Origin of the sequence: Pontixanthobacter sp. (assembly GCF_049682855.1) — a bacterium.
Lineage (GTDB): Bacteria > Pseudomonadota > Alphaproteobacteria > Sphingomonadales > Sphingomonadaceae > Pontixanthobacter.
Window position 1 is genome coordinate 91558 of sequence record NZ_JBAUIK010000018.1, and the last position, 26087, is coordinate 117644.

General features: G+C 57.4%; 25 protein-coding genes. 9 read left to right on the plus strand and 16 right to left on the minus strand.

The window, feature by feature from the left end:
* Window positions 1-5: 5 nt before the first annotated feature.
* A complete protein-coding gene (gene trhA / locus WA922_RS11985; RefSeq protein ID WP_424771942.1) occupies window positions 6-638 on the plus strand; it encodes a PAQR family membrane homeostasis protein TrhA in 633 nt (210 codons plus the stop codon).
* A 36-nt stretch (window positions 639-674) separates the two neighbouring features.
* Here the strand turns inward: trhA and WA922_RS11990 are convergent, their stop codons facing one another.
* The 5 genes from WA922_RS11990 to WA922_RS12010 all read right to left on the minus strand — a co-directional run bounded on the left by WA922_RS11990 (window position 675) and on the right by WA922_RS12010 (window position 6188).
* Window positions 675-1241, minus strand: coding sequence for a DUF7010 family protein (locus tag WA922_RS11990; protein ID WP_424771943.1), 567 nt, complete (start codon window positions 1239-1241; stop codon window positions 675-677).
* A gap of 71 nt (window positions 1242-1312) precedes the next feature.
* The gene (locus WA922_RS11995) at window positions 1313-3613 is read right to left on the minus strand and encodes a UvrD-helicase domain-containing protein (RefSeq protein WP_424771944.1); all 2301 of its coding nucleotides are present in this window, start codon (window positions 3611-3613) and stop codon (window positions 1313-1315) included.
* A 37-nt stretch (window positions 3614-3650) separates the two neighbouring features.
* The gene (gene rsmD, locus WA922_RS12000) at window positions 3651-4196 is read right to left on the minus strand and encodes a 16S rRNA (guanine(966)-N(2))-methyltransferase RsmD (protein WP_424771945.1); all 546 of its coding nucleotides are present in this window, start codon (window positions 4194-4196) and stop codon (window positions 3651-3653) included.
* Window positions 4196-4981 carry a pseudouridine synthase gene (locus WA922_RS12005; RefSeq protein WP_424771946.1) on the minus strand — a complete coding sequence of 262 codons (786 nt, stop codon included), beginning with the start codon at window positions 4979-4981 and terminating at the stop codon, window positions 4196-4198. Before WA922_RS12005 ends, rsmD begins: the two co-directional genes overlap by 1 nt.
* Before the next feature lie 31 nt (window positions 4982-5012).
* Window positions 5013-6188 carry an aromatic ring-hydroxylating oxygenase subunit alpha gene (locus tag WA922_RS12010; protein WP_424771947.1) on the minus strand — a complete coding sequence of 392 codons (1176 nt, stop codon included), beginning with the start codon at window positions 6186-6188 and terminating at the stop codon, window positions 5013-5015.
* A 79-nt stretch (window positions 6189-6267) separates the two neighbouring features.
* On the opposite strand from WA922_RS12010, the gene WA922_RS12015 reads away from it, so the two are divergent.
* The gene (locus WA922_RS12015) at window positions 6268-7590 is read left to right on the plus strand and encodes an AmpG family muropeptide MFS transporter (RefSeq protein WP_424771948.1); all 1323 of its coding nucleotides are present in this window, start codon (window positions 6268-6270) and stop codon (window positions 7588-7590) included.
* Between the two features lie 3 nt (window positions 7591-7593).
* Here the strand turns inward: WA922_RS12015 and WA922_RS12020 are convergent, their stop codons facing one another.
* From WA922_RS12020 to purB, 10 genes are all read right to left on the minus strand, one after another.
* Window positions 7594-8961 (minus strand): bifunctional folylpolyglutamate synthase/dihydrofolate synthase, encoded by a 1368-nt coding sequence (locus WA922_RS12020; RefSeq protein WP_424771949.1) that lies wholly within the window; start codon window positions 8959-8961, stop codon window positions 7594-7596.
* Between the two features lie 5 nt (window positions 8962-8966).
* The gene (gene accD, locus WA922_RS12025) at window positions 8967-9827 is read right to left on the minus strand and encodes an acetyl-CoA carboxylase, carboxyltransferase subunit beta (protein WP_424771950.1); all 861 of its coding nucleotides are present in this window, start codon (window positions 9825-9827) and stop codon (window positions 8967-8969) included.
* Window positions 9828-9939: 112 nt separating this feature from the next.
* Window positions 9940-10719, minus strand: coding sequence for a tryptophan synthase subunit alpha (gene trpA, locus WA922_RS12030; RefSeq protein WP_424771951.1), 780 nt, complete (start codon window positions 10717-10719; stop codon window positions 9940-9942).
* Window positions 10716-11168 carry an endonuclease domain-containing protein gene (locus tag WA922_RS12035; protein WP_424771952.1) on the minus strand — a complete coding sequence of 151 codons (453 nt, stop codon included), beginning with the start codon at window positions 11166-11168 and terminating at the stop codon, window positions 10716-10718. The genes trpA and WA922_RS12035 overlap by 4 nt, the downstream gene beginning before the upstream one ends.
* A gap of 259 nt (window positions 11169-11427) precedes the next feature.
* Window positions 11428-12645, minus strand: a complete 1218-nt coding sequence (gene trpB / locus WA922_RS12040; protein WP_424771953.1) for a tryptophan synthase subunit beta — start codon at window positions 12643-12645, stop codon at window positions 11428-11430.
* Window positions 12646-12648: 3 nt separating this feature from the next.
* Window positions 12649-13287 (minus strand): phosphoribosylanthranilate isomerase, encoded by a 639-nt coding sequence (locus tag WA922_RS12045; RefSeq protein ID WP_424771954.1) that lies wholly within the window; start codon window positions 13285-13287, stop codon window positions 12649-12651.
* Between the two features lie 30 nt (window positions 13288-13317).
* The gene (gene bla, locus WA922_RS12050) at window positions 13318-14097 is read right to left on the minus strand and encodes a subclass B1 metallo-beta-lactamase (RefSeq protein ID WP_424771955.1); all 780 of its coding nucleotides are present in this window, start codon (window positions 14095-14097) and stop codon (window positions 13318-13320) included.
* Window positions 14098-14114: 17 nt separating this feature from the next.
* On the minus strand, window positions 14115-14789 hold the full coding sequence (gene pyrF, locus WA922_RS12055) for an orotidine-5'-phosphate decarboxylase (RefSeq protein ID WP_424771956.1): 675 nt from the start codon (window positions 14787-14789) through the stop codon (window positions 14115-14117).
* Window positions 14786-15169, minus strand: coding sequence for a DUF1049 domain-containing protein (locus WA922_RS12060; RefSeq protein WP_424771957.1), 384 nt, complete (start codon window positions 15167-15169; stop codon window positions 14786-14788). The genes pyrF and WA922_RS12060 overlap by 4 nt, the downstream gene beginning before the upstream one ends.
* 75 nt (window positions 15170-15244) lie before the next feature.
* Window positions 15245-16555, minus strand: coding sequence for an adenylosuccinate lyase (gene purB / locus WA922_RS12065; RefSeq protein WP_424771958.1), 1311 nt, complete (start codon window positions 16553-16555; stop codon window positions 15245-15247).
* 251 nt (window positions 16556-16806) lie between these two features.
* Between purB and WA922_RS12070 the strand changes: the two genes are divergently transcribed.
* On the plus strand, window positions 16807-19596 hold the full coding sequence (locus WA922_RS12070; protein WP_424771959.1) for a DUF3857 domain-containing protein: 2790 nt from the start codon (window positions 16807-16809) through the stop codon (window positions 19594-19596).
* Window positions 19597-19627: 31 nt separating this feature from the next.
* On the opposite strand, the gene radC is transcribed toward WA922_RS12070, so the two are convergent.
* Entirely contained in the window at window positions 19628-20338 is a 711-nt protein-coding gene (radC, locus tag WA922_RS12075; RefSeq protein WP_424771960.1) for a RadC family protein, read from the minus strand.
* Between the two features lie 67 nt (window positions 20339-20405).
* On the opposite strand from radC, the gene WA922_RS12080 reads away from it, so the two are divergent.
* The 6 genes from WA922_RS12080 to WA922_RS12105 all read left to right on the plus strand — a co-directional run bounded on the left by WA922_RS12080 (window position 20406) and on the right by WA922_RS12105 (window position 26023).
* Window positions 20406-23669 carry an intermembrane phospholipid transport protein YdbH family protein gene (locus tag WA922_RS12080; protein ID WP_424771961.1) on the plus strand — a complete coding sequence of 1088 codons (3264 nt, stop codon included), beginning with the start codon at window positions 20406-20408 and terminating at the stop codon, window positions 23667-23669.
* Window positions 23666-23938, plus strand: coding sequence for a YnbE family lipoprotein (locus WA922_RS12085; protein WP_424771962.1), 273 nt, complete (start codon window positions 23666-23668; stop codon window positions 23936-23938). Before WA922_RS12080 ends, WA922_RS12085 begins: the two co-directional genes overlap by 4 nt.
* A gap of 24 nt (window positions 23939-23962) precedes the next feature.
* The gene (locus tag WA922_RS12090; protein WP_424771963.1) at window positions 23963-24349 is read left to right on the plus strand and encodes a YdbL family protein; all 387 of its coding nucleotides are present in this window, start codon (window positions 23963-23965) and stop codon (window positions 24347-24349) included.
* Between the two features lie 220 nt (window positions 24350-24569).
* Window positions 24570-24905 (plus strand): AtpZ/AtpI family protein, encoded by a 336-nt coding sequence (locus WA922_RS12095; protein ID WP_424771964.1) that lies wholly within the window; start codon window positions 24570-24572, stop codon window positions 24903-24905.
* A gap of 71 nt (window positions 24906-24976) precedes the next feature.
* On the plus strand, window positions 24977-25735 hold the full coding sequence (locus WA922_RS12100) for a F0F1 ATP synthase subunit A (protein ID WP_424772041.1): 759 nt from the start codon (window positions 24977-24979) through the stop codon (window positions 25733-25735).
* Between the two features lie 60 nt (window positions 25736-25795).
* Window positions 25796-26023: a F0F1 ATP synthase subunit C gene (locus WA922_RS12105; RefSeq protein WP_160597915.1), complete on the plus strand. Its 228-nt coding sequence runs from the start codon at window positions 25796-25798 to the stop codon at window positions 26021-26023.
* Window positions 26024-26087: the final 64 nt, after the last annotated feature.

Sequence of the window (26087 nt, forward strand, 5' to 3'; positions counted from 1 at the left end):
GGCTTATGTATCCCAGTCAAACCGCACCAGAGCGTTTCGCCGATCTGGGCGTGCATGCTCTTAGTCTGATTGCTTTCGTCATTGCCGGGGCGATGCTTATTCCCGTTGCGGCAGCGCAGGGCAGCACGGCGCTGGTCGCTGCGACCGCAATCTATGTCGCGACGATACTGGCGTCAATCAGCATATCGGGCGCGTACCATCTGATGCCGCAGCATCATATGCGCAGGACCCTGCAGCGCTGGGATCATGCGGCGATATATACGCTGATCGCCGGGACGTTCAGCCCATTATTGGTGTTTGCCGGCACAACCAGTGCGTATGTCATTCTGGGTATTGTATGGATGTGCGCGCTCGCGGGTGTGTGGTTCAAAATTTTTGGCAGGAATATCGAGACGAAGTGGTCACTCGCCTCTTATCTGGGGCTGGGCTGGTTTGGCCTGTTTGCATTGCCGGACTTCCGCACGGCATTGCCGACCGCTGCCTTGATCTCTTTGGGTGCAGGTGCCGTATTCTACACCGTCGGGACACTGTTCTACAAAAGCAAAACCTTGCGGTTCCGCTATCCAATCTGGCATTTTTTCGGCTTGCTTGGCGGATCATCCTTTTTCGCCGCCATCTGGATAAGCCTGAGCAGCTAAAGCCTGAATGCTTGTCCGTATCTGTTGTTGATCCGTTCACCGCCGCATGAATATTAGCGAATAGACATAGGCCGCAACCACCACAGCGCAAATGGCCGTCGCGGTGTAGGGGGCAGGGACGAGCGCGAAGACTGTATAGCACCCTACCGAGCGAACCACAGCATGGCGAACACCGACCGGATCATCGGCCGCCCAGCCATAGGGTATCCACACAATACCGGCGAGCACAGCCATGCCGACCACTAGGATCAGCGGCTCGCCTGCATTGGCACCGGCAATGGCGATCGGCACGACAAGACCGACAATCAGTATTGACAGCAGGAATAGCCTGGTCAGCGGGTTGTCGGTGCCCCCGCCGAACAGATTGCGCCCTCTCAATTTATCAATGATGAAAGCGAGCGGCATAATCGCCATCATGATATAAAGCGCGCCGGTTGCTATAGTCCGCTCGTCCACTTGCAGCGCGGCGGCTCCCAACACAGCCCATACGATCATTCCGGCAATGGGCATGGCTACAGTGCCGCCCTCACGAAAATCCGTCTGCAGCTCTGCCAAAGACAGGGTGTTCATGGGTGTCTTTGTGCGAACCGTATCCTTTGCCATAAGATGATCCTCGAACTGGGCAAAATTGCGCCGGATTGCGCGGAATTGCGCGGGATTGCCTGGGGAGCATCCTAACTATCGATGGTCACGAAGCTGTCAATTACCCGCTTTTCGCCGACATTCTCGAAATTGATCACCAGCTTGTTGCCATCCTGGTCAATCACCGTGCCGCTGCCGAATTTATCATGCTTGACCTGCGCGCCGATGGTGATGTCGGTGCGCGCTTTGGCGGCGAAGCTGGCGGCGCTCCGGCGCGGTTCTTTCACCACTGCGGGGGATGATGAATAGCCGCCGGAGAGAGCGCGCTGGAAGCCGGGGCCGCGCGTTCCGCTGCGTGCGCTGCTGACATGCGCAAACGGGTCATCATTTTCGGACCAATTGGCCCGCCACAGCGATTCCCCGCCCGCCATCGTGCTTTCCTTGGTGATATGATCTTCGGGCAAATCTTCGACAAAGCGGCTGGGAATCGAGCTCGTCCATTGGCCATATATCCGGCGGTTCGCAGCATGCAGGATGGTACAGCGGCGGCGCGCCCGCGTGATGGCCACGTAAGCGAGGCGGCGTTCCTCCTCCAGGCTGGCAAGACCGCCTTCATCGAGCGACCGCTGCGAGGGGAATACGCCTTCCTCCCAGCCGGGCAGGAAAACGTTATTAAACTCCAGCCCCTTGGCTGCATGCATGGTCATGATGGTGACTTTCTCGCCCTCATTCGCGCGGTCATTATCCATAACCAGGCTGACATGCTCCAGAAAATCACCCAGCGTTTCGTATTCTTCCATCGCGCGGGCGAGTTCGGACAGGTTCTCAATCCGGCCAGCGGCTTCGGTTGAACGCTCCGCTTCCAGCATGGCATTATATCCGCTTTCATCCATCACAGCGCGGAGCAGCTGCGACGGGGAGATCTGCGTTTCCATTTCGCGCCAGCGCAAGAAATCGCGCATCAATGCGCCAATGGTATTGCCCGCACGCTTGGGCAGTTCATCGCTATCGGCCAATTGCAGCGAAGCAGCGGCGAGCGGCATCCCGCTGGCCCGCGCATACTGATACATTTTTTCCAGCGTTTTGGCGCCAAGCCCGCGTTTGGGCTGGTTGTAAATCCGCTCAAACGCCAGATCATCGGCGGGCTGGGCTATCACGCGCAGATAGGCAAGTGCATCGCGGATTTCAGCACGTTCGTAGAAACGGAAACCGCCAATGATCCTGTAATTCAGACCAATCTGAATAAACCGGTCTTCAAACTCGCGCGTCTGATACTGTGCGCGCACCAAAATCGCGATCTCATCAAGCGGAGCGCCTTCATGCTCCAGCCGTTCGATTTCCTCGCCCACTCGGCGGGCTTCCTCGGGGGCGTCCCACACGCCGATCACACGCAGCTTGTCGCCTTTGGGAAGATCAGTCCAAAGTTCCTTGCCCAGCCGCTCGCTATTGGCGCCGATCAGGCCGGAGGCGGCGGCAAGAATTTCGGGAGTTGAGCGATAATTCTGCTCCAGCTTAATCACTTTCGCGCCGGGAAAATCTTTCTCGAACCGCAAGATATTGGCAACCTCTGCGCCGCGCCAGGAATAGATCGACTGGTCGTCATCGCCCACCACGCAGATATTCTTGCGTTCCTGAGCGAGCAAACGCAGCCACAGATACTGGACCTGGTTGGTGTCCTGATATTCGTCCACCAGAATATATTTAAACCGCTGCCGGTATTGCACGAGCACTTCGTGATGCGTTTTGAAAATATTCAGAACATGCAGCAATAAGTCCCCGAAATCGCAGGCATTCAACGCTTTCAACCGGTCTTGATAAAGCCGGTAAAATTCCTGTCCCCGTCCGTTGGCGTATAGCTCGTTCTCGATCACATCCAGATCGGACGGGTTCAGGCCCCGGTTTTTCCATTTGTCGATCAGTCCGGCCAACTGGCGCGGCGGCCAGCGTTTTTCATCGACATCATTGTCGCGGATCAACTGTTTTAACAGCCGCAATTGGTCATCGGTATCAATGATCGTGTAATTGCTTTTCAGGCCGGCCAGTTCGGCGTGGCGGCGCAGCATTTTCGCGCCGATGGAATGAAACGTGCCCAGCCACGGCATCCCTTCCACCGCCGGGCCGATATGGCCGCCAACCCGCTCACGCATTTCGCGGGCGGCTTTGTTGGTGAACGTCACACACAGAATCTCGCTCGGCCATGCCTTGCGCATCGCGACCAGATGTGCGAGCCGCGCCGTCAATGCGGCGGTTTTGCCCGTTCCCGCACCCGCCAGCATCAGCACCGGACCTTCCGTGGTCAGCACCGCATCCTTCTGCGGGTCGTTCAGACGTGCGGCATAGGCGGGAATTGTCTCGCCTATGGGCGGCGCGGGGGCGGAGGAATGGTCAGTCATAATGAACGCGAACAGTTAGAGAACATTACGCTGCGTATCAAGCCGCGCTGCGCAAGAAAGTCAGTCTCGCTTTGCCGACGTTACGCTCCGCCTCAACGGAATAATCGGTCAGCCTAACATCCTCATGCCGCGCAGTTTCCAGAACGCACCAGGTGGCGGGGCCAACCCAGCCAAGCCGGTGCAATTTATCAAGCGCCACCATCCCCGCCCCGGTCTCATAGGGCGGATCGAGCAGGATCAGATCAAGCGGCGTATTGGCGGGGCCCAGCGCCAGCACAGAGCCTGCCCGGACATCACAGCGCAGTTTCGCGCCAAAGGCAGCGATATTGGCGCGAATGGTTTTAACCGCGCTGTCTTCCTGCTCCACGAACAGGCACTGCGCCGCGCCGCGAGAGAGCGCCTCCAAACCAAGCGCGCCCGATCCGGCGAACATATCGGCCACACGCAAATCTTCGAATGATCCCAAACGGCTGTTGAGCATATTGAACAATGTTTCGCGGGTACGGTCCGCCGTCGGGCGCGTTGATTCACCCCTGGGTGCAGCAATCGTTCGCCCGCGCCATTCGCCCGCGATGATCCGCATTATTTGCCGCTCGTCAGCAGATGCTTACGGTACCGTTCGACATCGGCTTGCTTGATTTCACTGACCATGCCGCGCTTGATATCGCCAAGAATGAAAGGGCCATAGGCAGTCCGCATCAGGCGGTTCACCTCCAACCCCAAAAATTCCAGCACATTGCGCACTTCGCGGTTCTTGCCCTCGGTTAAGGTAAGTTCGATCCACTGATTGCGGCCAGTCCGGCGTTCCAGATTGGCATTGATTGATCCGTAACGCACCCCTTCGATGGTGATTCCGTCCATCAAATCTTCCAGCTGGGTTTGCGATACATCACCAAATGCGCGGGCGCGATAGGTGCGCGGTATGCCGCTGCTGGGCAATTCCAGTGCGCGTTTCAGCGCGCCATCATTGGTCATCAGCAGCAAGCCTTCGGTATTAAAATCGAGGCGGCCCACCGGCATAACCCGCGGTGCATCGCGCGGCAGTGAATTTTCCAGCGCATCGTAAATGGTGCCGCGCCCGCTGAAATCGCGTTCGGCGGTCAGCAATCCGGGCGGTTTGTTGAAACAGAACAGCCGCGCGGGTGCAGGTTTGCCGACCGGTTTGCCATCCACAGTCACGCCGGTGAGATCGGCAATAATCGTGGCTGCAGTTTCCAGCACTGTACCATTGATCGCGACGCGGCCATCGCCGATCATCCGTTCCACTTCGCGGCGGCTGGCAATACCTGCGCGGGCGAGCAGTTTAGCGATCCGGTGCCCTTCAGGTTTGGACGGATCGTGCTTGGGGACGGGTGTGACTGTGACCATAGCGCGCGGTTACGCGCTTGACCCATTTCACTCAAGCATTACTGCGCAGCGCCTGCTGGACGGTTTCATGAAAACGCAGGATCCCGGTTTCCAGCGACCCCAAAGTCAAGTGCGGCACTGCGCCTGTTTCCAGGCCTTGTTGCCCCAGTTCCGCCGCGCGAAAATCTTCGCTGGCGAACACGCCGCCATCGAGCAGGTTCCAGCTCCGCTCCCAATGATCGCGCGCTTTATCGCTGGCGGGTTTTTCGGGGATCAGCATGAAATCCTCCACTGCTGTGCGGTTATGCGCGCTGGGCATCAGCACCATCACATTCACGTAATCGGGGCTGGGGATGATGATTGTCGCGGGCAATAGCTGATAGGCGAACGTAATCACGCGGCGCATTGCGGCCATATCGGTCAGGTCAGCGTTCTCCATATCTTCCAGCCGCCCGACGGCAGAGCGGGCATGCGGGCCGATCATATCGCCAGCCGTCACGCCGTCTTTGAAGAAGGGGCCGATGGTGTTCGCATGAAGCCGCGTGACATGGTAGCTTTCCAGAAAAGCGTCCATGATGAGCTTCCAGTTGCCCGTCACGTGGTGCGTTTTACGCCGGTACAGGAACAGATCATCCATGCCGAAAGCGGAAAAATCCTCGCCCAATATTCGCGCATCGGAAAAATCCGCGCCCGGTTCTGATTGTTCGGGCGCGAACCAGATAAGGCCGCCAGCCTCGCAACTCGGCAATTCGATCAAGCCGTGATCGGATTTATCAAGACCGGGAAAAGTTTCGGGCCTGGGCAGGGCGAGCAGCCTGCCATCCAGCCTGTATGTCCATGCGTGATAAGGGCAAACCAACCGCCTGGTGCATTGCGCATCGCCGCCTTCCATCAATCGCGTCCCGCGATGGCGACAAACATTCAGGAACACATGCGCCGTGCCATCCGCATCGCGCGTGATCAGGAGAGGTCTGCCGGTGTGATCATGCGGAACCGCCATATTGGCACCGGGAAGCAAGGCAGAAGGCACGATCACTTGCGGCATCCGATCGAACAGAGCCGCTTTTTCGGCGCGCCAGTGCTCAGGATCGATATATACGCTGGCCGGGACATGCGTGATGCCCGTATTGTCTCTGTCAGGCGCGCGGCCTCCACCGCTCACAATCGCCTGGGCAAGCGCCAATTGGCCGCTGGTGGGACGCAATCCCCCGATTTCAGTTCCGGTCATGGTCATCCAACTCTTCCCTAAATGCGCCGAGACGCTAGTGTCGCATGAAATTTGCCGCATTCAAAGGGATGGGAATAGTATGGGCGAAGCCGCCGAAAAGAAAACTGCATGGGACGGTATCAAACCATACCTGGAGCCCGCACCGCTAGCAGCACTATTTCTGGGCATATCATCTGGGTTCCCATTTGCAATGATCGCTGCCACATTGACCACCAGACTGGCAGAGGCAGGGATTGAAAAATCTACGGTCACAGCGTTCGCACTTACTTTTTTAGCCTATAATTTCAAATGGCTGTGGGCACCAGTAGTCGATGCAGTGCGTGTGCCTTTGCTTGGGCGTATTGGCCAGCGCGTATCTTGGCTCATCTTTACGGCTCTGTTGGTAATGATAAGCATTATGTTTCTTGGATCACTTGATCCTACGGAAGATATCGCGATGGTTGCCGCAGCGGCAATTTTGGTGGGATTTGCGGGGGCAACTTTCGACGTAGTGATCGATGCGTATCGCATTGAACTGCTTGAGCCGCATCAGTTGGGCGTTGGGTCCGGTATGAGCCAATATGGCTGGCGAATTGGTGCTGCCGCTGCCGGAGCCACAGCGTTGGTAGTAGCAGAACGCTATGGGTGGAGCGCGGCGTACACTGTTTGCGCATTCTTTAGCATCTTTGCGATTGCAACTGGTATAGTCATGGGAGAACCCAAGCGGCGTATCGCACCGAAACCGCTACAGGGGCCCGTTGCCGCCGCAATTGCCTATGTCAGCCCGCTTGCCGAATTTTTCAAACGCAAAGGTGCGTTTTTAGTACTGGTATTTGTGCTTATCCACAAATTGGGTGACACGCTGGCCAATCTGACCTTCCGGTTGCTTTTTGAAGATTTGGGATACAGCAAAGATGAGATCGCGATTTACGATGTCGGGGTTGGTTTCTGGGCACTGCTGGTCGGAGTTTTCGTCGGTGGTTTTCTTTACGCACGTTTGGGTATGAAGAAGTCGGTATTGATTAGCTTGGTCTTGATGGCCGTTTCCAATTTCAGCTTTGCGGGTCTTGCCGCAGTAGGGCACAGCAATCTGGGAATGGCAGCCGCGATTGGTTTCGAAAATTTCGCCAGTGGAATTGGCGGAGTGTGTGTCGTCGCCTATCTTTCAGCGCTCTGCAATCTAAGTTTCACAGCCACCCAATTTGCCCTTCTCTCTGCTGCCGCCAGTATTCTGGGACGGTTTCTAACAGGGACCACTGCAGGTGGTCTGATAGAAGGCATCGGGTACGTAAATTTCTATATACTTACCACGGTTCTCGCATTCCCAGGCGTTATGCTGTTTTGGTGGATGATGCGAAATGGACTGGTGGATCAGTCCTTGGGTACAGCGGGTGAAGAAAGTCCTGTTGAAAATAGTGGCTAGCGCCTAATCGGGAAATTCGCGGTTTCGTTTGAGCACTTCGCCAGCGAGGTAGAGCGAACCCAGAATGGCGACCGGTTGCCGTTTATCATCTGGCCCCCCGGAATTGAGCAGGTGCAGGGCGCTTTCGATAGTATCTGCCGCGCCGTTCGGGGCAATCCCTGCCGCCTTTGCCATTGCGCGCAATGCGGCGGGTTTGTGGCAATCATGTCCGGGCACTGGAACGCCGATCATTATGCTGGTGACCGGCGCGATGGCCTGAATGAATTGCTCCGCATTTTTGTTGCCTAGCATTCCCAGTATCACCTTGATCTTAGGGCCGTCTTGCGCCGCATTCGGCACTATGCTGTCCTGCGATAGCGTCTGTCTGATTGCCTCTGCCGCGTTTGCATTGTGACCACCATCAACCCAGATTTCGGACAGTTCATGGATATCAACAAGCGGTCCATCACCCAGCCGCTGCATTCTGGCAGGCCAGCGCGCCGTCTGTAGCCCGCACGCAATGGCCGAGCCGGTGACTGGCAACGCATTTTGATGCCGTAGCATGGCAATGGCCAATCCTGCATTGTCTGTCTGATGCCGCCCGAACAGCGCAGGCAGCGGAAGGTCAAGCGCGCCTGTCCGGTCAGAATATGTGAGCCTGTCTGCTGCGCTGATAGACCAGGCGTCGCCGCGCATTATCAATGCGCTATCATTCTTTTTTGCCGCTTTTCGAATTTCATCATTGGCCAGCGCAGCGTAACTTTGCGTCACCAGCGCAGCACCGTGTTTGGCAATGCCCGCTTTCTCAAATGCGATCCGCGCAATGGGGGCATCCGGCGCGCCGTCCTCTGGCGCAAGCAGGAATTGTTCGTGATCAATACCCAAGGCGGCGATCCCGCAAACGGCTGGCTGTTCGATAATATTGGTCGCATCGAACCGCCCGCCAAGGCCGACTTCGACCACACAGGCATCGGCTGGATTACGGGCAAAGGCGAGGAAGCTGGCGGCAATGGTCACCTCGAAAAAGCTGGGGCCGAGATCGCCGCAGCCATCCAGAACTTCGGCCAGTAACTGCGCCAGATAGTCGTCTTCAATCAGCTTTCCGGCAATTCGGATCCGTTCATTGTACCGCACCAGATGCGGGCTGGACGTCACGTGGACGCGCTTGCCATCCGCCTCCAGCATCGCGCGCAAAAATGCGCAGGTAGAGCCTTTGCCATTGGTACCCGCAACATGGAAAACCGGCGGTAATTTTTGGTGCGGATTATCCAGCCGCGCCATCATCGCGCGCATGGTATCAAGGCCAAATCGCCCCTGCGGCAGCGACAATTGCGCCAGCCGGTCGAGCTGCTGCCGGACCGCCGGATGGTCGGACGTGCCGAAATCTGCCACCGGTATCAGGCCGCTTTGGTATCCTTGGCCGACCCCTGCATATAATCCAGCAATCGCGCCAATGTTTCGCGCAATGCGTGCCGGTGTACCACCATATCGACCATGCCGTGCTTCTTCAGATATTCAGCGCGCTGGAACCCTTCGGGCAATTGCTCGCGGATGGTGTCCTGGATCACGCGCTGTCCGGCAAAGCCTATCAAGGCGCCGGGTTCGGCAATATGCACATCACCCAGCATGGCGTAACTTGCAGTGACGCCGCCGGTTGTGGGATCGGTCAGCACCACGATATAAGGCAAGCCGGCCTCTTTCAGGCGGCGCGTCATCACGGTTGCCCTGGGCATTTGCATCAGGCTCAAAATTCCTTCCTGCATCCGCGCACCGCCCGCCGCAGTCACGACGATATAGGCGCATTTGCGCGCCAAAGCGCGTTCTGCCCCCTGGCAGAATGCGGTGCCGACAGCCATGCCCATCGATCCGCCCATAAAGTTGAAATCCTGCACGCCGACAACCGCATCATGGCCTTCGATCTGGCCTGACCCGACACTGAATGCATCGCGGTGCGGGTTTTTCGCGCGGGCGTCTTTCAACCGGTCGGTATATTTCTTGGTATCGCGGAATTTCAGCGGGTCTTCCTTAACCTCCGGCTGCTCCAGAAGATCATATCCCATGTCGAGCAACTGGCTGAGCCGTTCATCCGCGCCGATGCGCCCGTGATAGTCGCAGCGCGGGCAGATTTGCTGGTTTTCCTCAAATTCCTTGGCGAACAGCATCTCCTGACAATTGGGGCATTTGACCCACAGATTGTCATTGGTTTCGCGCTTGTCGCCAAATGGCAAGGAATTGCGGACGCGGGTAAGCCAGTTCATGCTGATAGCCTATTCTAGTTTTATCGTCATTGCGAGCGTAGCGACGCAATCCAGAGTATCAAGCGCCTTCGCTGGATTGCCGCGTCACCTTCGGTTCCTCGCAATGACGAAATTAAGGGGTCCGCGCGGAATGAACCGCGTTTGCGAGAGCCGAAGTGAGCTCCCTTAGCGCAGCGGGCGCATTTGCGCCATGCTGCTCCACCAATTCGACCAGAGCAGAGCCGACCACGACACCGTCCGCGACTTTGGCGATGGCGCTGGCCTGTTCGGGGGTCCGCACGCCGAAACCGACCGCAATGGGCAGATCGGTGGCGGCTTTGAGCTTGGCCACGGCGTCTTCGATGGATGCTGTCGCTGCTTGTTGCAGACCAGTAATGCCTGCGACGGAGACATAATATACGAAACCGTCTGACCCATTCAGAACCTGAGGCAGACGCTTGGCATCGGTGGTGGGTGTGGCAAGGCGGATTGGGGCAATGCCTTTGGCGCGCAAAGCAGGGCCGAGTGCCTCGTCTTCCTCCGGCGGAATATCGACGCAGATAACGCCATCGACACCGGCCTTCGCGCATTCATCCGCAAACCATTCGGGCCCGCGCCGGATCATCGGATTGGCATAGCCCATCAGGATCAGCGGCACATGAGGGTGACGCAGCCGGAACTGCTCAGCCAGCGCAAATATATCGGCGGTCGTGGTCCGCTTGGCGAGAGCGCGCAGATTCGCTTTCTGGATCGCAGGCCCATCGGCCATCGGATCGGTGAAGGGCATCCCCAGCTCAATCACATCCGCTCCGCCCTCTACCAGAGCATCGAGATTGGCCGCCGTGTCCCCGTCACCAGCGGTTAGGAAGCAAACGAGTGCTGGGGATGCGAAGGCGGTTGAAATGCGGGTCATGCGGCAGGCCCCTCTCCTCGGTCCTCTCCCCTCAAGGGGAGAGGAGGCACACAGGCTAAAGCCGTCTCACCTTCAGGGGAGAGGGTTGGGAGAGGGGGACTGCCTTTCAACTCATCAACAGCTTCACCAATTCTAACCAAAACACCATCCATATTTCTCATCACATCATTACTACAAAACCGCAGCACCCGGTACCCTTCGCCGTTCAAAAAGGCAGTGCGCTCTGCATCATATTCGGCTTGAAAAGCGTGCGTATCGCCATCCAACTCAATCACCAGCTTTGGCGCATTAGATGCAAAGTCTACGATATATTTGCCAACAACCTTCTGCCGCCTGAATTTTATGCCGCGAAATCTGCCAGCGCGAAGTTGATGCCAGAGGCGTTTTTCTGGCTCGGTTGGTTCTTTGCGCATTGTCTTGGCGTGCTGGAGTGAGGCGGCGTTACGCATTTGCACTGACGCTTGGCCCCTCTCCCAACCCTCTCCCCTGAAGGTGAGAGGGCTTTTTAAGAATGGCGAGGTTTGAGATTATCCGTTCAGTCATGCTTACTGCTACCGTTCCAATTGTTCCAAGCTAGGCAGAACATGCTAATACCAACAAAAGCTATTGAGAGCTGGCCGTATATTGACTTCGTTTCTTCACCAGTAATCACAACGAAAACTGCCAAAATGAGCGCGGAGATTGCAGAGACAATCTGAACAATTCGTATCATATCTCCACCCCAAGCGCCTCTGCCACGGTGAAGATGTCTTTATCACCGCGTCCGCACAGGTTCGCCAAGATGGTCGCGTCATCGGGCATTTCCTTCGCGACTTTAGCAACCGCCGCAATCGCGTGGCTGGGCTCTAGCGCAGGAATAATACCTTCGGTGCGGCACAGCAGTTGGAAGCCTTCCAGCGCCTCGTCGTCGGTTACGCTGGTATAGTCCACACGGCCGCTTTCTTTCAGCCATGCGTGTTCAGGGCCGATGCCAGGATAGTCGAGGCCTGCGCTGATCGAGTGACCATCGGTGATCTGGCCGTCTTCATCCTGCAGCAGATAGGTCTTGTTGCCGTGGAGCACGCCCGGCGCGCCGCCGGTCAGGCTGGCGGCGTGTTCGTCTCCATCAAGGCCGTGTCCCGCGGCCTCCACGCCGAGCATTTTCACTTGGGGATCGTCCAGAAACGGGTAAAACAGGCCCAGCGCGTTGGAACCGCCGCCAATGCAGGCGACCAGCAGATCGGGCAGACGGCCCGTGCGCTCTAACATTTGCGCGCGGGCCTCAATGCCGATCACGCTTTGGAAATCGCGGACCATTTCCGGATAGGGGTGCGGGCCAGCCGCGGTGCCGATAATGTAGAATGTGTCATGCACATTCGCGACCCAATCGCGCAGCCCTTCGTTCATGGCGTCTTTAAGCGTCGCACCTCCGCTGGTGACGGGAACGACCTCTGCACCCAGCAGCTTCATCCTAAACACGTTGGGCTGCTGGCGGGCAACATCGGTCGCGCCCATATAAATCACGCAGGGCAGGCCGAAGCGCGCACATACGGTGGCGGTGGCGACACCGTGCTGACCCGCGCCGGTTTCGGCAATAATCCGCGTTTTGCCCATGCGGATTGCGAGCAGGATCTGCCCGATGCAATTGTTGATTTTATGCGCGCCGGTATGGTTCAATTCGTCCCGCTTGAACCAGATCTGTGCACCTCCGACCGCTTCGGTTAGCCGTTCTGCATGATAGAGCGGGGACGGGCGGCCAACATAATGCTCCAGCAGATCATCAAATTCCGCCTTGTAAGCCGGATCAGCCTGTGCCGCGCGATATTCTGTTTCTAGGTCAAGGATCAGCGGCATCAGCGTTTCGGCGACATAACGGCCGCCATAGGCGCCGAAATGGCCGCGTTCATCGGGCTGGTTTTTAAAGGAATTGGGGGAAAGTGTATTCATCGATCATCCTCTGGCGCTGCGCGCCGCATTACAGAAAGCCGCAATCTTTCCAATATCTTTCACGCCCGGCGCGCTTTCAACACCGCTGGAAGTGTCGACCAGGGGCGCACCGGTTTGGCGGATCGCATCGGCGACATTGTCTGGTGTCAGCCCGCCGGCCAGCCCCCATTCGATCAGGTGCGTGTGTTCGGCCATCAAACCCCAATCGAAACTGGTGCCATTCCCGCCAGGCAAAGCGGTAGCCGGGGCATCAAATAACAGGCGGTCCACTTTGCCCAGAAACCGTTCCGATTTTGCCAGAGTGGGCCTGTCTTTAACGCCCAGCGCCTTCCACACCTCGATTCCCAATCGTTCACGCACCAGTCCGGTCCATTCGGGCGTTTCGGAGCCATGAAACTGGATGACATCGGGCTGTATCGCCTCAATCGCGGCAGAAGTTACCGCGATCTCCGCATTGACCAGCAGCAGCACGACCTTAGCCCTGCCGCGCGCGGCGGCACGCAGGCGCGATGCATCGCCTAAAGCCGAATGGCGCAGGCTTGGTTCGAAATGGACCAGGCCGACATGCGTCGCGCCGGCATCCAATGCCGCGGCCATCGTTTCAGCGGTCGAAATGCCGCAAATTTTGATCTGCGTGGTCATGGGCTCTGTTGTTTATCGGGGTTCTGCTGGCTATAGGTCTTTGGCGAGTTTCAAAGAGCGGTCGATGGCCTCGCGGCCTTCAGGCTCGGAATGGCTCATGGCAATAATCGTCGCATCAGGAAATGCGACGGCGAAATTGCTGAGTGTTGCGGCGTAATTCTGCGTATCTGCATCGGCCAGATTACCCAGCGATTTCGCGCCCGACCCCTTGATCAGGCAGCCGCCAAATGCGATCCTGGTACCGGCAATTCCAACCGTGATATTGTCGGCTGTATGTCCGCCGCCGGGATAATAGATTTTGAGCGGTGCGAGCACCTGCGCTGCGTCCCCGGTGGCCCATTGCCGCGCATTCAAAGTGATGTCGTTTTGTGCAGGGGTCAGGTTTTTTTCTGCGGCCAAGGAATTGGTCATCGCCAGCGCATAGGTGGCGACACCTGCATCATGCAGCGCGTTCATTCCGCCCATTTTGTCCTTATGCGCATGCGTGACCACAGCCGCGCGGATCGGCTTGTTCAGCGCCGCGCGCGCCCAGCCTATGATCGCTTCGGTCTGCTGGTCGGTCCATGCGGTATCGACCAGCAGGGATGTCTCCCCATCCGCCACCACCAGGCCGTTGGTCGGGATCGCGCCGAACCCGGGTACGTCAAGATAGGCGGTATGTTGCCAGATACCCGGCGCAAGTTCTTGAAAAGACACAGGCCCGAATTGCTGGACATCCGCGCGAGCCGATTCCTGCTGGGCGATCGAGGGGCGGATTTCCTTATAAGTGCAGGATGCGCTTGCTACCGCCAGCAAGGCGGCGGCTGACATACGAATCCCCGCAGCGATCACAGCGTTGCTTCAATATCGCGGGCGGCCTGAACCGGATCGGCTGCCCGGCTGATCGGGCGGCCAATCACGAGCACGCTGGCCCCGTCATCGCGTGCCTGACGGGGGGTCACAACGCGCTTTTGATCACCAATCGCGCTACCCGCAGGACGCAGGCCTGGCACAACAAAAAAGCCGTCTTTCCAATGTTTATGTGCTGCGCCAACTTCCTGGCCAGAGCAGACAATGCCATCTATCCCGGCTGCGTGGGCAAGCTCTGTCAGACGCATCACATGATCATGCGGCGTGCCGCCAATGCCTTGCTTTACCAGATCACGCTGGTCCAGACTGGTAAGCATGGTTACCGCAACGACTTTGGTATGTTCGCCCGCTGCCGCCTTGGCATCTTCCAGCATCGCACGTCCGCCGCTGGCATGCACGGTGACGATTGCTGGCTCCAGAACATGGACTGCCTGCATCGCGCGCGCAACGGTGTTGGGGATGTCATGCAATTTCAGATCAAGAAAAATCGGCAAGCCAAGCTGCGCGATCTCGTGCACCCCGTGCGAACCGTGCGCGCAGAAGAATTCTAAACCCAATTTCAGCCCGCCAATATGGCTTTTTACTTTTTTCGCCATGATCCGGGCCGCATCCAATTGCGGCATATCCAGCGCAAGATAGACAGGGTTGCTCATAATGTTTTGGGCTCGGCCGATAGGGGGCGCGCGCCCGAAGCAGAGGCGGGTGACGAAGGCTGGGCGAAACGGGCGGCGTCCGCACTGCCAGATGGGCCGCCCATCGCATCTGCCGTGCTGGCAGACGGTGTGACGGCAGACGCCCTTGCAGCGTTTTCCAACGTTTTGATCCGGCGCGAAAGCCGCCATTTGATACCGCGATGGACCAGCCATGTTGGCACCATGCCTAGCAGAAATGCCATGATAACCAGCGCGGGCACTTTGGTTTCGACAATCAGGTTTTCCCAGATTGTCACTTCTACAGGGGTCCAGTTAAAAAACGAAAACGCCGCCAGACCGACAAACAACAGAACCCAGAAGATGGTGCGGACGACCTGCATAATTTTACTCCGACTATTGCCTTTTATCCCTACGCCGGTTCGTGCCGGAAGTGAAGGGCGGGCACATTTTGGCGTCTAATGAAACACCCGTTCAAAGATATGATCGACCTGTTTGTAATGATATTCGAGATCAAACTTTGCTTCGATTTCAGCGGCTGACAGCGCGTCGGTGACTTCGGTGTCGGCTTTGAGCAGATCAAGCAATGATACCGCGCCGTCCGATTCCCATACTTTCATCGCATTACGCTGTACCAGGCGGTAGGCGTCCTCACGGCTGACACCGGCTTGGGTCAGCGCCAGCAATACACGCTGCGAATGGATCAGCCCGCCCATACGGTCCATATTTTTCTGCATCCGATCAGGATAAATCAGCAATTTGTCGATTACACCGGTCAAGCGGCCCAGAGCAAAGTCGAGAGTAATTGTCGCATCAGGGCCAATGAAACGCTCGACTGAGGAGTGCGAAATATCGCGTTCATGCCACAGCGCGATATTTTCCAGGGCTGGCATGGCATAGCCGCGGATCATACGGGCCTGGCCGGTCAGGTTTTCGGTCAGGATCGGATTGCGTTTGTGCGGCATGGCGCTGGAGCCTTTCTGGCCCGGCGAGAAATATTCTTCCGCTTCCAGCACTTCGGTCCGTTGCAAGTGGCGAACCTCGACAGCCACCCGTTCGATTGATCCGGCGATCACGGCCAGAACAGAGAAAAACATCGCATGCCGGTCACGCGGGATGACTTGGGTGGAGATAGGTTCAACGCATAGGCCCAATTTTTCCGCGACATGCGCTTCAACGCTGGGGTCAATATTGGCGAATGTACCAACCGCACCCGAGATTGCGCAGGTGGCAATTTCAGCGCGTGCTGCGATCAGGCGCGCTTTGCAGCGGTCAAATTCTGCATAAGCCTGCGCCAGTTTCAAACCAAACGTCACCGGTTCTGCATGGATACCGTGGCTACGCCCGATGGTGGGGGTATATTTGTGCTCCTGCGCGCGCCGTTTGATGGCTGCGAGCAAAGCGTCGAGGTCGGTGAGCAGGATATCAGAGGCACGTGCCAGTTGAACCGCCAAGGCGGTGTCCAGAACATCGCTGCTGGTCATGCCCTGATGCATGAAACGGGCTTCATCGCCGACCTGCTCTGCCACCCATGTCAGAAAAGCGATGACATCATGTTTGGTCACCGCTTCAATCGCATCAATTGCGGGAACATCAATGACCGGATCGGTCGCCCACCAGTCCCACAGCGCCTTTGCGGCGCTTTTCGGGACTACGCCAAGCTCGCCCAGTTTCTCGGTCGCATGCGCCTCTATCTCGAACCAGATACGAAAGCGTGCCTCCGGCTCCCAAATGGCGGACATTGCGGGGCGGGAATAACGCGGGACCATAAACACTCCGAAACAGATGATTCTTGAAAATTACTGGCGTGCTGAGGCGGCTAAGCGGGCCGGTTGCGCTTGGCAAGTGATGCGTGTCGACGAACTGCGGACGAATGGTATCTTGGCTGGCCGGGCACCTGTAAACCGTTGTTGTTACTGTTTTTGCTGCCCCGGTTCAGTAAATAAAATTGACCGGTTCTAATTGCAAAGGACCGAGCATACTGTAGGTTTGCCCGATTACTTTCCATCAGGGGTTATTCATGTACAAATTGGGCTGCATCAGCGCATTTGCGATGGTTGCAACTTCCACGCCAGCCTATGCCGGTGAGGAAGTCCGGTACGAGGAAGCCCCAGACTGGGTTATTGCCGCCGATCTGGCCCCTGACACTTTGGCTGCGGGCCCATCCGATATTCTCTATGATTGGCAGCACCGGCTCGAAGAAGGGATGGTGCACGAATATAACGACCGCGCTGTCCGGATAGACAATCCGGAATCGCTTATGTCGGAAGGGACGCTGCAATATTCATGGGCGCCCGATAAAGGCGATCTGTTTATTCACCGGCTTGAAATCCTGCGCGGCGACGAAGTGATTGATCTGGCTGCAAAAGGCGTCCGGTTCGAAATTTTGCGGCGCGAACAGGGGCTCGAAAGCCGCTTGCTCGATGGCCGTTTGACCGCGACGGTTGCAGTGCCGGGTTTGCAAGAGGGTGATATTTTGCGTGTGGCGCATAGTATTACTCTGGCGGATCAGGCCTTGGGTGAGGAAGTGCAGGCATTCCAGTATCTTCCACCCGCACCATGGCGCGCGGGCAAGGCGCGCACCATCGTGAGCTGGCCGACGGCTTACGATATTTCCTATCAGGCGGGCCCCAATATTGATCTGCCCGATGTTGTCGAGCGGGGCGGGTACACTTATCTGACGGTGGATTTGCCCATCGCCAAACCGGACGAGATGCCCGAAGATGCGCCGTCACGCTTCAGCCGTCCGCCGCTGCTGCGCGCGGGCAGTTTTGCAAGCTGGCAGGAATTGTCCGCTGTGATGGAGCCGCATTTCACCAAAGCAGCGATTGTTTCGCCATCGGGTAATGTCGCGGGCGAAGTGGCTTCGATCATGGCGCAAAGCGACGATCCTTTGAAACGCACTGAGCTGGCTGTCCGGCTGGTACAGGATCAGGTGAGCTATCTGCTGGATGGTCTGGATGGCGGCAATTATCTGCCCCAATCGGCGGAAGAGACGTGGGAAAAAAGATACGGCGATTGCAAAGCCAAATCGGTGCTCCTGATGTCGATCCTGCGGCAGATGGGTATCGAGGCGGACGTTGTTCTGGTTGCGACCGAGGGCGGTGACGCTTTGCCGGAATTGCTGCCGATCCCCGCAAATTTCGATCATATGATTGTCCGCGCCACAATTAACGGCACCGATTACTGGATCGACGGAACCAGCACCGCCACGCGGATGCACAATCTGGCTGAAGTGCCCGCATTTTACTACGCTTTGCCGCTGCAACCGGGCGGCGCCGATCTGACCAAAATGACCGATCGCCAGAAACTGTTTCCCGATTCGGTTATGCGGATGACTTTTGACCAGAGCGCGGGCCTTGATTTGCCGATGCTGTTCAGTATCGAAATGGAAATTTCGGGTACCACGGGCGCATCTATCCAGTCGGTCGTCGACGAGGATGATCCCGAAGTCCGCAAGCAGATTGGCCAAAGGTTCGGCAGGGCTGGCGGGACGGGACAGGTGACTTCCGTATTGCTGTCCTATGATGAAGAACTGGCTATCGGCAACATCTTGATAAAGGGCGTGTCCGATTCCGCGTTTGATTTCGACCAGGGCGAGATCACGATGGATATGGGCGATACGAACGATAATGTATCTTTCGAACCCAATCGTATCCGGCCCAAATGGCGCGATATTCCCGTGGCCACTTATGGCCCGAGGCGCGACCATACGATCACCACGGTTATTCTCCCCGAAGGCGGCAAAGGGTTCACTCTGACCGGCACCGAAACCATTGATGACCGCTTCGCCAATACGCAGATTATGCGGAAATCCTCTATCGATGGCGACCGCGTGACAGTCGAAGAGCAGACGATCAGCGATCTGGGCGAAATACCGGTCGAGAAACTCGCCGAAAACCGCCATGCGGCCTTACGGATTTCAAAAGCCGATCTGACATTAAATGCGCCGGAAAATATTACATGGCGGTGGGAGCTTGACCCGGACGAACTGGCGGCCCGCACGCGCACAGCGCGCAATGCCTATAATGTGGCGGTTGTTCTGGCCGATGATGATGATTTTGCGCCGCTGCAATCGCGGGCGAATTTCTTCCGGCTGATTTATGATTTCGACAATGCGCTAACAGATATCAACGCGGTGATCGCCGAACAGCCGACAGCCGATCTGTTTCTGACCCGCTCGGGCCTGCATGTATCATTGGGCCAATTGGACGCCGCGATTGCCGATATCCAAACCGCCTATGACCTGTCGCCCAGCAATGATACCGCCTATTACCAGGCGCAGCTAATTGCCCGGACAGGCGACACTGACCGCGCGCTCGAATTGCTCGAATTATTACCCGTCTCGGAAGACGAGCAGGACGGCTTTATCGATACACAGTCCTTCATTCTGGGGATGGCAGGAGATGTCGGTACCGGCCTCACCATGCTGGAGGAGCGGCTGCTCGAAAAGTCGGAAAGCTCTAGTTTGCTCAATGCCGATTGCTGGTATCGCGGGCTGCACAAGGTCGGTCTGGGCGATGCCGTGGCGCAATGTACGCGCGCTGTCGAACGGGCCGATTATCCCGCTTCGGTATTGGATAGCCGTGCGATGGTGCATTTCGCGAAAGGCGATTATGACGCTGCAATCGCTGATCTGGATGCGGCTTTGAAGATTGCTCCCGCCCTGTCGGCCTCGCGCTATTTGCGCGGTATTATCCTGTTGGAGCAGGGCAAAAGCGAAGGTCGCGAGCAAATCGAAATGGCATTGCGCCAGACGCCCGAGTTGAAGGATTATTACGCGCTCTTCGGGATAGAACCCGAACTGTAATGACAGATCACCAGAGCAGTAGATTGCCGTTTCAGATCAGGCCTTTGGCTCTCAGCGAAACATGCCCGTCGCGGCCTATAATAACGTGATCATGCACCACAATGCCTAGCAACCGGCCAGCCTCCGCAATGCGGTGGGTAATCTGGATATCGGCGCGGCTGGGCTGCGGGTTGCCGCTGGGGTGGTTATGCACCAGGATAAGAGCCGTCGCGCCTATATCCAATCCCTTGCGGATGACTTCGCGCGGATGAATGGCCGCTTCATCGATCGATCCATCGCCGACATGGTGATCATGGATAAGCCGGTTCTGCGTATCGAGATAGAGCACCCGTACCCGTTCGACCGTCAGATGCGCCATATCTATGGTGAGGTAATCGAGCAGCGCCTGCCAGCTGCCCAGCACGGGTTTTTGCGATACTTCATTGCGCGCCATGCGCCGTGCCGCCAGAGCGGTGATTTTCAAAGAGGCCGCGCTCGTCTCCCCAATTCCCTTGACGCTCTGTAGTGCTTTAGGGTCAGCATTGAGTACCCCTGCAAGCGAACCAAACCGGTCGATCAGGGCTTTCGCGGCGGGTTTGGTATCGCCTTGTTTGATGGCCGCAAACAGTAGATATTCGAGCACTTCATAATCAGCCAGCGCCTCTGCACCGCCATGCAGCAATCTGTCACGCAAACGGGCCCGATGACCGGTTCCGCCATGTTTTTGCGGGGCTTTGGGCGGCGTATCGCCTGTGTCGGGCACGATTTAATCCTGTTGTGACGCGCGGACTGCATTGCCTTTGTCAGCCACTCCGCGCAAGGAATAAGCGATGCCGCCCGCTTCCAATAACACTGGCGATCCTGCGCCCGAATTGCCGCTGCGAAGGAGGCGTAAGGCGCTGCGCCGGTTTGCGTGGGTGCTGTTCGGTTGCCTGATGTGTGTCAGCCTGCTGGGCTGGGCGCTGCGGGAAGACATCGCCCGCGATCTTATTGGGGAGGAACTGGCGAGGCTCGGTGTGCCCGCCACCTATGATGTCGCGGAAATTTCGCCCGACCGCCAAGTGCTCACCAATATCATTATTGGCGATCCCGCCAATCCCGATCTGACTATCGAACGGGTTGAGGCAGAATTAATATACGGGCTGGGTCCGCCGGAGCTGGGCCGGATTACATTGATTAAGCCGCGCCTGTTCGGCAGTTACCGTGATGGCCGCCTCAGTTTCGGCGCGCTCGATACGGTGGTGTTCGCTGAAAGCGACGAGCCGCCGGGTCTGCCCGCGCTGGATCTCGCGCTGATTGATGCACGCGGGCTGCTTGAGACGGATTTTGGCAGAATTGGCTGGAAGGCGGAAGGGGAAGGGAGGCTGGATAGCGGTTTTACCGGTATCATCGCTGCAACGACCCCGTCTTTAAGCATCGCCGGATGCCGTGCTGCTGCGCCTTCGCTTTACGGAAATATTTCGACACAGGCCGGCGCGATATCGCTTGACGGTCCGCTTCGGGTGCCATCGCTTGATTGCGCCGATGCGGGGGTCAATGCGCGAGGGGCAGAGTTTGCGCTCGATCTGACCGTGGCCAGCGACTTTGCCAAAGCCGACGTGCAGGCCGCGGCCCTGACGCGGCAATTTTCCGGTGCCGGTATCCTTGCCGCGCAGGTGAGCGGACCATTGCGGCTTTCTGCAACGCAGGATGGGCTGACCGCAGCGATTGATTTGCAGGCCGGACGGCTGGCGTCGGGAAAATTGCGTGCGGGCAAGGCTACGATCGGCGCCATGCTGCGGATGCAGAACGGGTATGATACGGCGCAATTACAAGGTGATGTGGCTGTCACCGCAATTGATGCGGGCGCTTATCTATCGGGCCGCTTGCTGCCACTGCAAACATCAGCCGAAGGCACTTTGCTTGCGCCGCTCTTCGCCAAACTGGATGCCGCGCAGCAGCGACAATTGCGCGGCGCGAGGCTGAACGCCTCATTTAATATGAAAGCCGCCAATGGGACGATCAGCGCATCGGTTCCGCAAGGCAGCCTGCGCAATGCCAGCGGCGGTGATATCGCATCCTTTTCCCGCGTTGAGTACCAGCAATCACGTTCTGCACAGGCCAAGCTGAGCGGGAATTTCCGGATGGGCGGGAACGGTTTGCCGCTGATTACCGGGCGGATGGAACAACGCGGCGCGGATGACGCGATATTCCGGCTGAAAATGCAGCGATACAGTGCGGGTGACAATTGGGTGGAATTGCCCGAATTGGCTGTGACGCAGCGCGGCGGAGCGGTACAATTTACCGGTAATGCTGCGGTTAGCGGAATGTTGCCCGGCGGCGCGATGCGCAATCTGGCGGTGCCCATTGAAGGCAGCTGGAGCGCGGCGCGCGGTTTGGCGATCTGGAACAGCTGCACGACTGTTCGCTTCGATTCGCTGAAATTTGCCAATCTTGATCTGGCCAGCCGGGGACTGCGCCTGTGCCCGCCGCCCGGCGGCGCGATCGTTCGGCAAAGCGGCGATGCCTTGCGTATCGCGGCAGGTACCGGATCGCTGGCGCTGAACGGATCACTGGGCGGAACCGACATTGCGGTGTCGAGCGGGGCGGTCGCCATTGCCTATCCCGGTGTGGTTAAGGCAAGAGACGTGACCATCACGCTGGGCGCAGATACACAGGCGAACCGCTTTGCCGTGTCAGAGCTTACGGCGATGTTTGATCAAACCATCACTGGCAGCTTCAGCGGCGCAGATATACGCCTATTCGCGGTGCCGCTCGATATTTCCGGGTCATGCGGCGAGTGGAGTTTCAATGATGCTGTATTGGCGGTTTCGGATGCGGCATTCACCGTATCTGATCGCGAGGAGGTTCAACGCTTCGAACCGTTAATCGCGCGCGGTGCATCGCTGGTTTTGCAGGATAATATTGTTACCGCCAATGCCGTGCTGCGCCATCCGGCGAGCGGCCGGGCGGTGAGCGCGGTGGATATGCGGCACAATCTGGACAGCGCAGCCGGTTTTGCCAATCTCACCGCCTCGGGGCTGACTTTTGATAACGCGTTACAGCCTGATGACCTGACCTATCTGGCGGGCGGCGTAGTGGCCTTGGTGCGAGGTAGGGTTACCGGTTCGGGCAGGATAGGCTGGGATGCTGACACGCTCACCAGCGCCGGAACATTCTCTTCCGAATCGCTTGATTTCGCGGCGGTATTCGGGCCGGTCCGCGGCGCCAGCGGGACAGTGGAGTTTGTTGATCTGCTCAGCCTGACCACCGCGCCCGATCAGGAAATATATGTCGCATCGGTCAACCCGGGTATCGAGGTGCTGGACGGGATTATTGGTTTTTCGCTGAGAGAGGGGCAGTTTCTGGGTGTCACCGGCGGTGAATGGCCGTTTATGGGCGGCACGCTCACTCTCAAACCGGTCGATCTCAACTTGTCTGCGCAGGAAGAGCGCCGCTATGTTCTCGAAGTCGAGGCGTTGGATGCGGCTCTGTTCGTGGAAAATATGGACATTGCCAATCTTGCCGCGACCGGAATCTTTGATGGGTCGCTGCCGATCGTGTTTGACAAGGAAGGATTTGGCGCAATTGTTGGCGGGTCGCTGGTATCGCGGGCGCCCGGCGGCAATGTCGCCTATGTCGGCGAGCTAAGCTACCGCGACCTTTCGCCGATGGCGAATTATGCTTTCACGACTTTGCGCAGCCTCGATTATGATACGATGCGGATCGGAATGGATGGTGCACTGACGGGCGATATCGTTACCCAGGTCCGGTTTGACGGGGTCAAGCAGGGCAGTGGTACCAAACAGAACTTCATTACGCGCCAGATTGCTGATTTGCCGATTCGGTTGAATGTGAATATCCGTGCGTCATTCTATGAACTGTTCACCAATCTGCGCACCACCTATGACCCTTCTTCGGTGCGCGACCCGCGCGATCTGGGTCTGATGCGCGATGATGGCACCCGTTTCATTCGCCGTGATGCAGCCCCCGCATCAGCGCCCGCCCGAACGCCGACACCGGCCCCTCCTTCGCCGCCCCAGATACCGCCACCAGACTTTATTCGTTCCGCAGAACCGTCCATTCAGACTTCAGACAGCGAGGAATTGCCATGACGGCTATGAAATTGACCAAAGCCCGCCTCAAGGCCTGCTCCGGCGCGGTACGCGTGCCATCGCAGGGCGGCACGGCAAGAAAGGGTGTTGGATATTATGCTACGGCGATTTTGATGGCCGGTTCGATGGCGGTTGCCGGATGCATTAATGTAAATGCACCCAGCGAGCCGATAGTTATCGAATTGAACATCAATATCACGCAGGAGGTGATTTACCGCCTGGCAGAAGATGCCGGTAATACGATTGATGAGAATGCCGATATTTTTTGATAGTGTGCGTTTAAGGATACGAAGATGAAGAAGCCAGTTATGATTGCCGTTGCGGCCGCTATTGCCTTTACCGGCCTGGCCGGAACTGCCTATGCCCAGCGCGACCCGGCCTATGATTCCGCGCGGTCTGCGGGGCAGGTGGGTGAGAAAATGGACGGTTATCTGGGCATCGTCGGCGCCGAGACGCAGGCACTGCGAAAAATGGTCAACGATATCAATATCAAACGGCGTGCCGTGTATACGCAGCGTGCCTCCGCAGAAGGGGCGACGGTGGAGCAATATGCGGCGACATCCGGCTGCCTGGCCATTGCGCGCACCGTACCGGGAGAAAAATATCAGGCACCCGATGGATCATGGCAAACCCGCACCAGCGCGCCGCCGCTGCGCGATGCGCGCTGCGCTGGTACCTAGACCCGCTGATACGCACGATGCCCAGGGGGGGCACATGGCGATCGCGGGAAAGTATTCTGCGCAATGTGTGTGTCAGAAACTGCTGATAATCTCGCAGGTGCAGCACCACACAGTTGACTTGAAAACGCCCCCTGCCTAAAGGGACCTCGCCCTCGGCGGGCAACTCTTTCGCATGCGCCGGACATCCCTGTTAAGGACACCCCTGATGGAGGAAAATGGCATGAGCGACGAAAAGCCCGCACGGGAACCCATCGCCGAGGATGCGCGCATCGATGCGCTCGAAGCGCGGCTGAAGGCCGCACGCGAGCGTGAAGAGGTACGCAACCGGCCGCAGATATCGGGGACCGATGCGAATTATCGCAGCGGAAACCGGGTTCTGGCGGATTTGTTAGGTGGGCTTCTTGGCGGAACGGTGATTGGCGGAACGATTGATTATTTCGCTGGTACATCACCCTGGGGTCTGTTGGCTGGTCTGTTCCTTGGGATAGGTGTGGCTTTCAGAAATATTTTCCGAATGGCGAACACGCAATCGGGCGATCCACCGAAAGGTGATTAGGCTGGTTGCGGGTGTTCCTTACGCGCAGGGATTTTTGAGACGTGGCAGCCGAAGAAGGCAAAGTCGATCCAATGCACCAGTTTACCATCGAGCCTTTAATGGGCTCTGGTAGCTGGGAGCTCGCAGGGTTTAATATCGCTTTCACCAACAGCGCGTTGTGGATGGTCCTCACGACTGTACTGCTGACAATATTTGTTGTCGGCGGCATGAAGCGGGAGCTCGTGCCGGGCCGCTGGCAAATGATGGTGGAAAGCGCGACCGGTTTTATCGATGATATGCTGGAGGCGAATATCGGCAAGGAAGGGCGCAAATATGTGCCCTATATCTTCTCTCTGTTCATGTTCATTCTGTTCGCCAACTTGCTCGGACTGCTGCCGATTGGCATCGTTGGTTTGCATCCTTTCACATTCACCAGCCATTTTACGGTCACCGGTGTTCTGGCGATTATCAGTTTCGCGATTGTCCTGATTGTCGGTTTCTGGAAGCACGGTTTCCATTTCTTCAGCCTGTTCGTGCCATCTGGAACGCCGCTGCCGATGGTCCCGATCATTTTCCCGATTGAGCTTATCTCGTTTCTCGTGCGCCCGTTCAGCCTCGCGCTGCGTCTGTTTGTCGCAATGATGGCGGGTCACGTATTGCTCAAAGTTTTGTCGAGCTTCGTGATTGACGGCACAAATGCCGGGGTCGGCTTTGCCGCGATGGTGGGTGTACCAAGCTTTGTCTTGATGATCGGTATCAGCGCGCTGGAAATTCTGGTTGCGGGCATTCAGGCCTATGTGTTTGCGCTGCTTACGTCGTTATATATCAATGACGCCGAGAACCTTCACTAACACACAAATTTCACCCAATTTTCAATCAACACATAAGAATTTTCGTAAGGAGTTATTACAATGGACGCAGAAGCAGCAAAGCTCATTGGTGCAGGTCTTGCAGCGATCGGTGCCGGCATGGCCGCTATCGGTGTGGGTAACGTATTTGGTTCTTTCCTTGAGAGCGCACTGCGCAACCCGGGCGCGGCCGATGGTCAGCAGGGGCGTTTGTTCATCGGTTTCGCGGCGGCAGAGCTGCTCGGCCTGCTGTCATTCGTTGTCGCGATGATCCTGATTTTCGTCGCCTGATATTCAATCGCGGGGCTGGCTTGCTGGTCCTGCGACCTGTTTTTCTACGCCAAACGCCGGGACG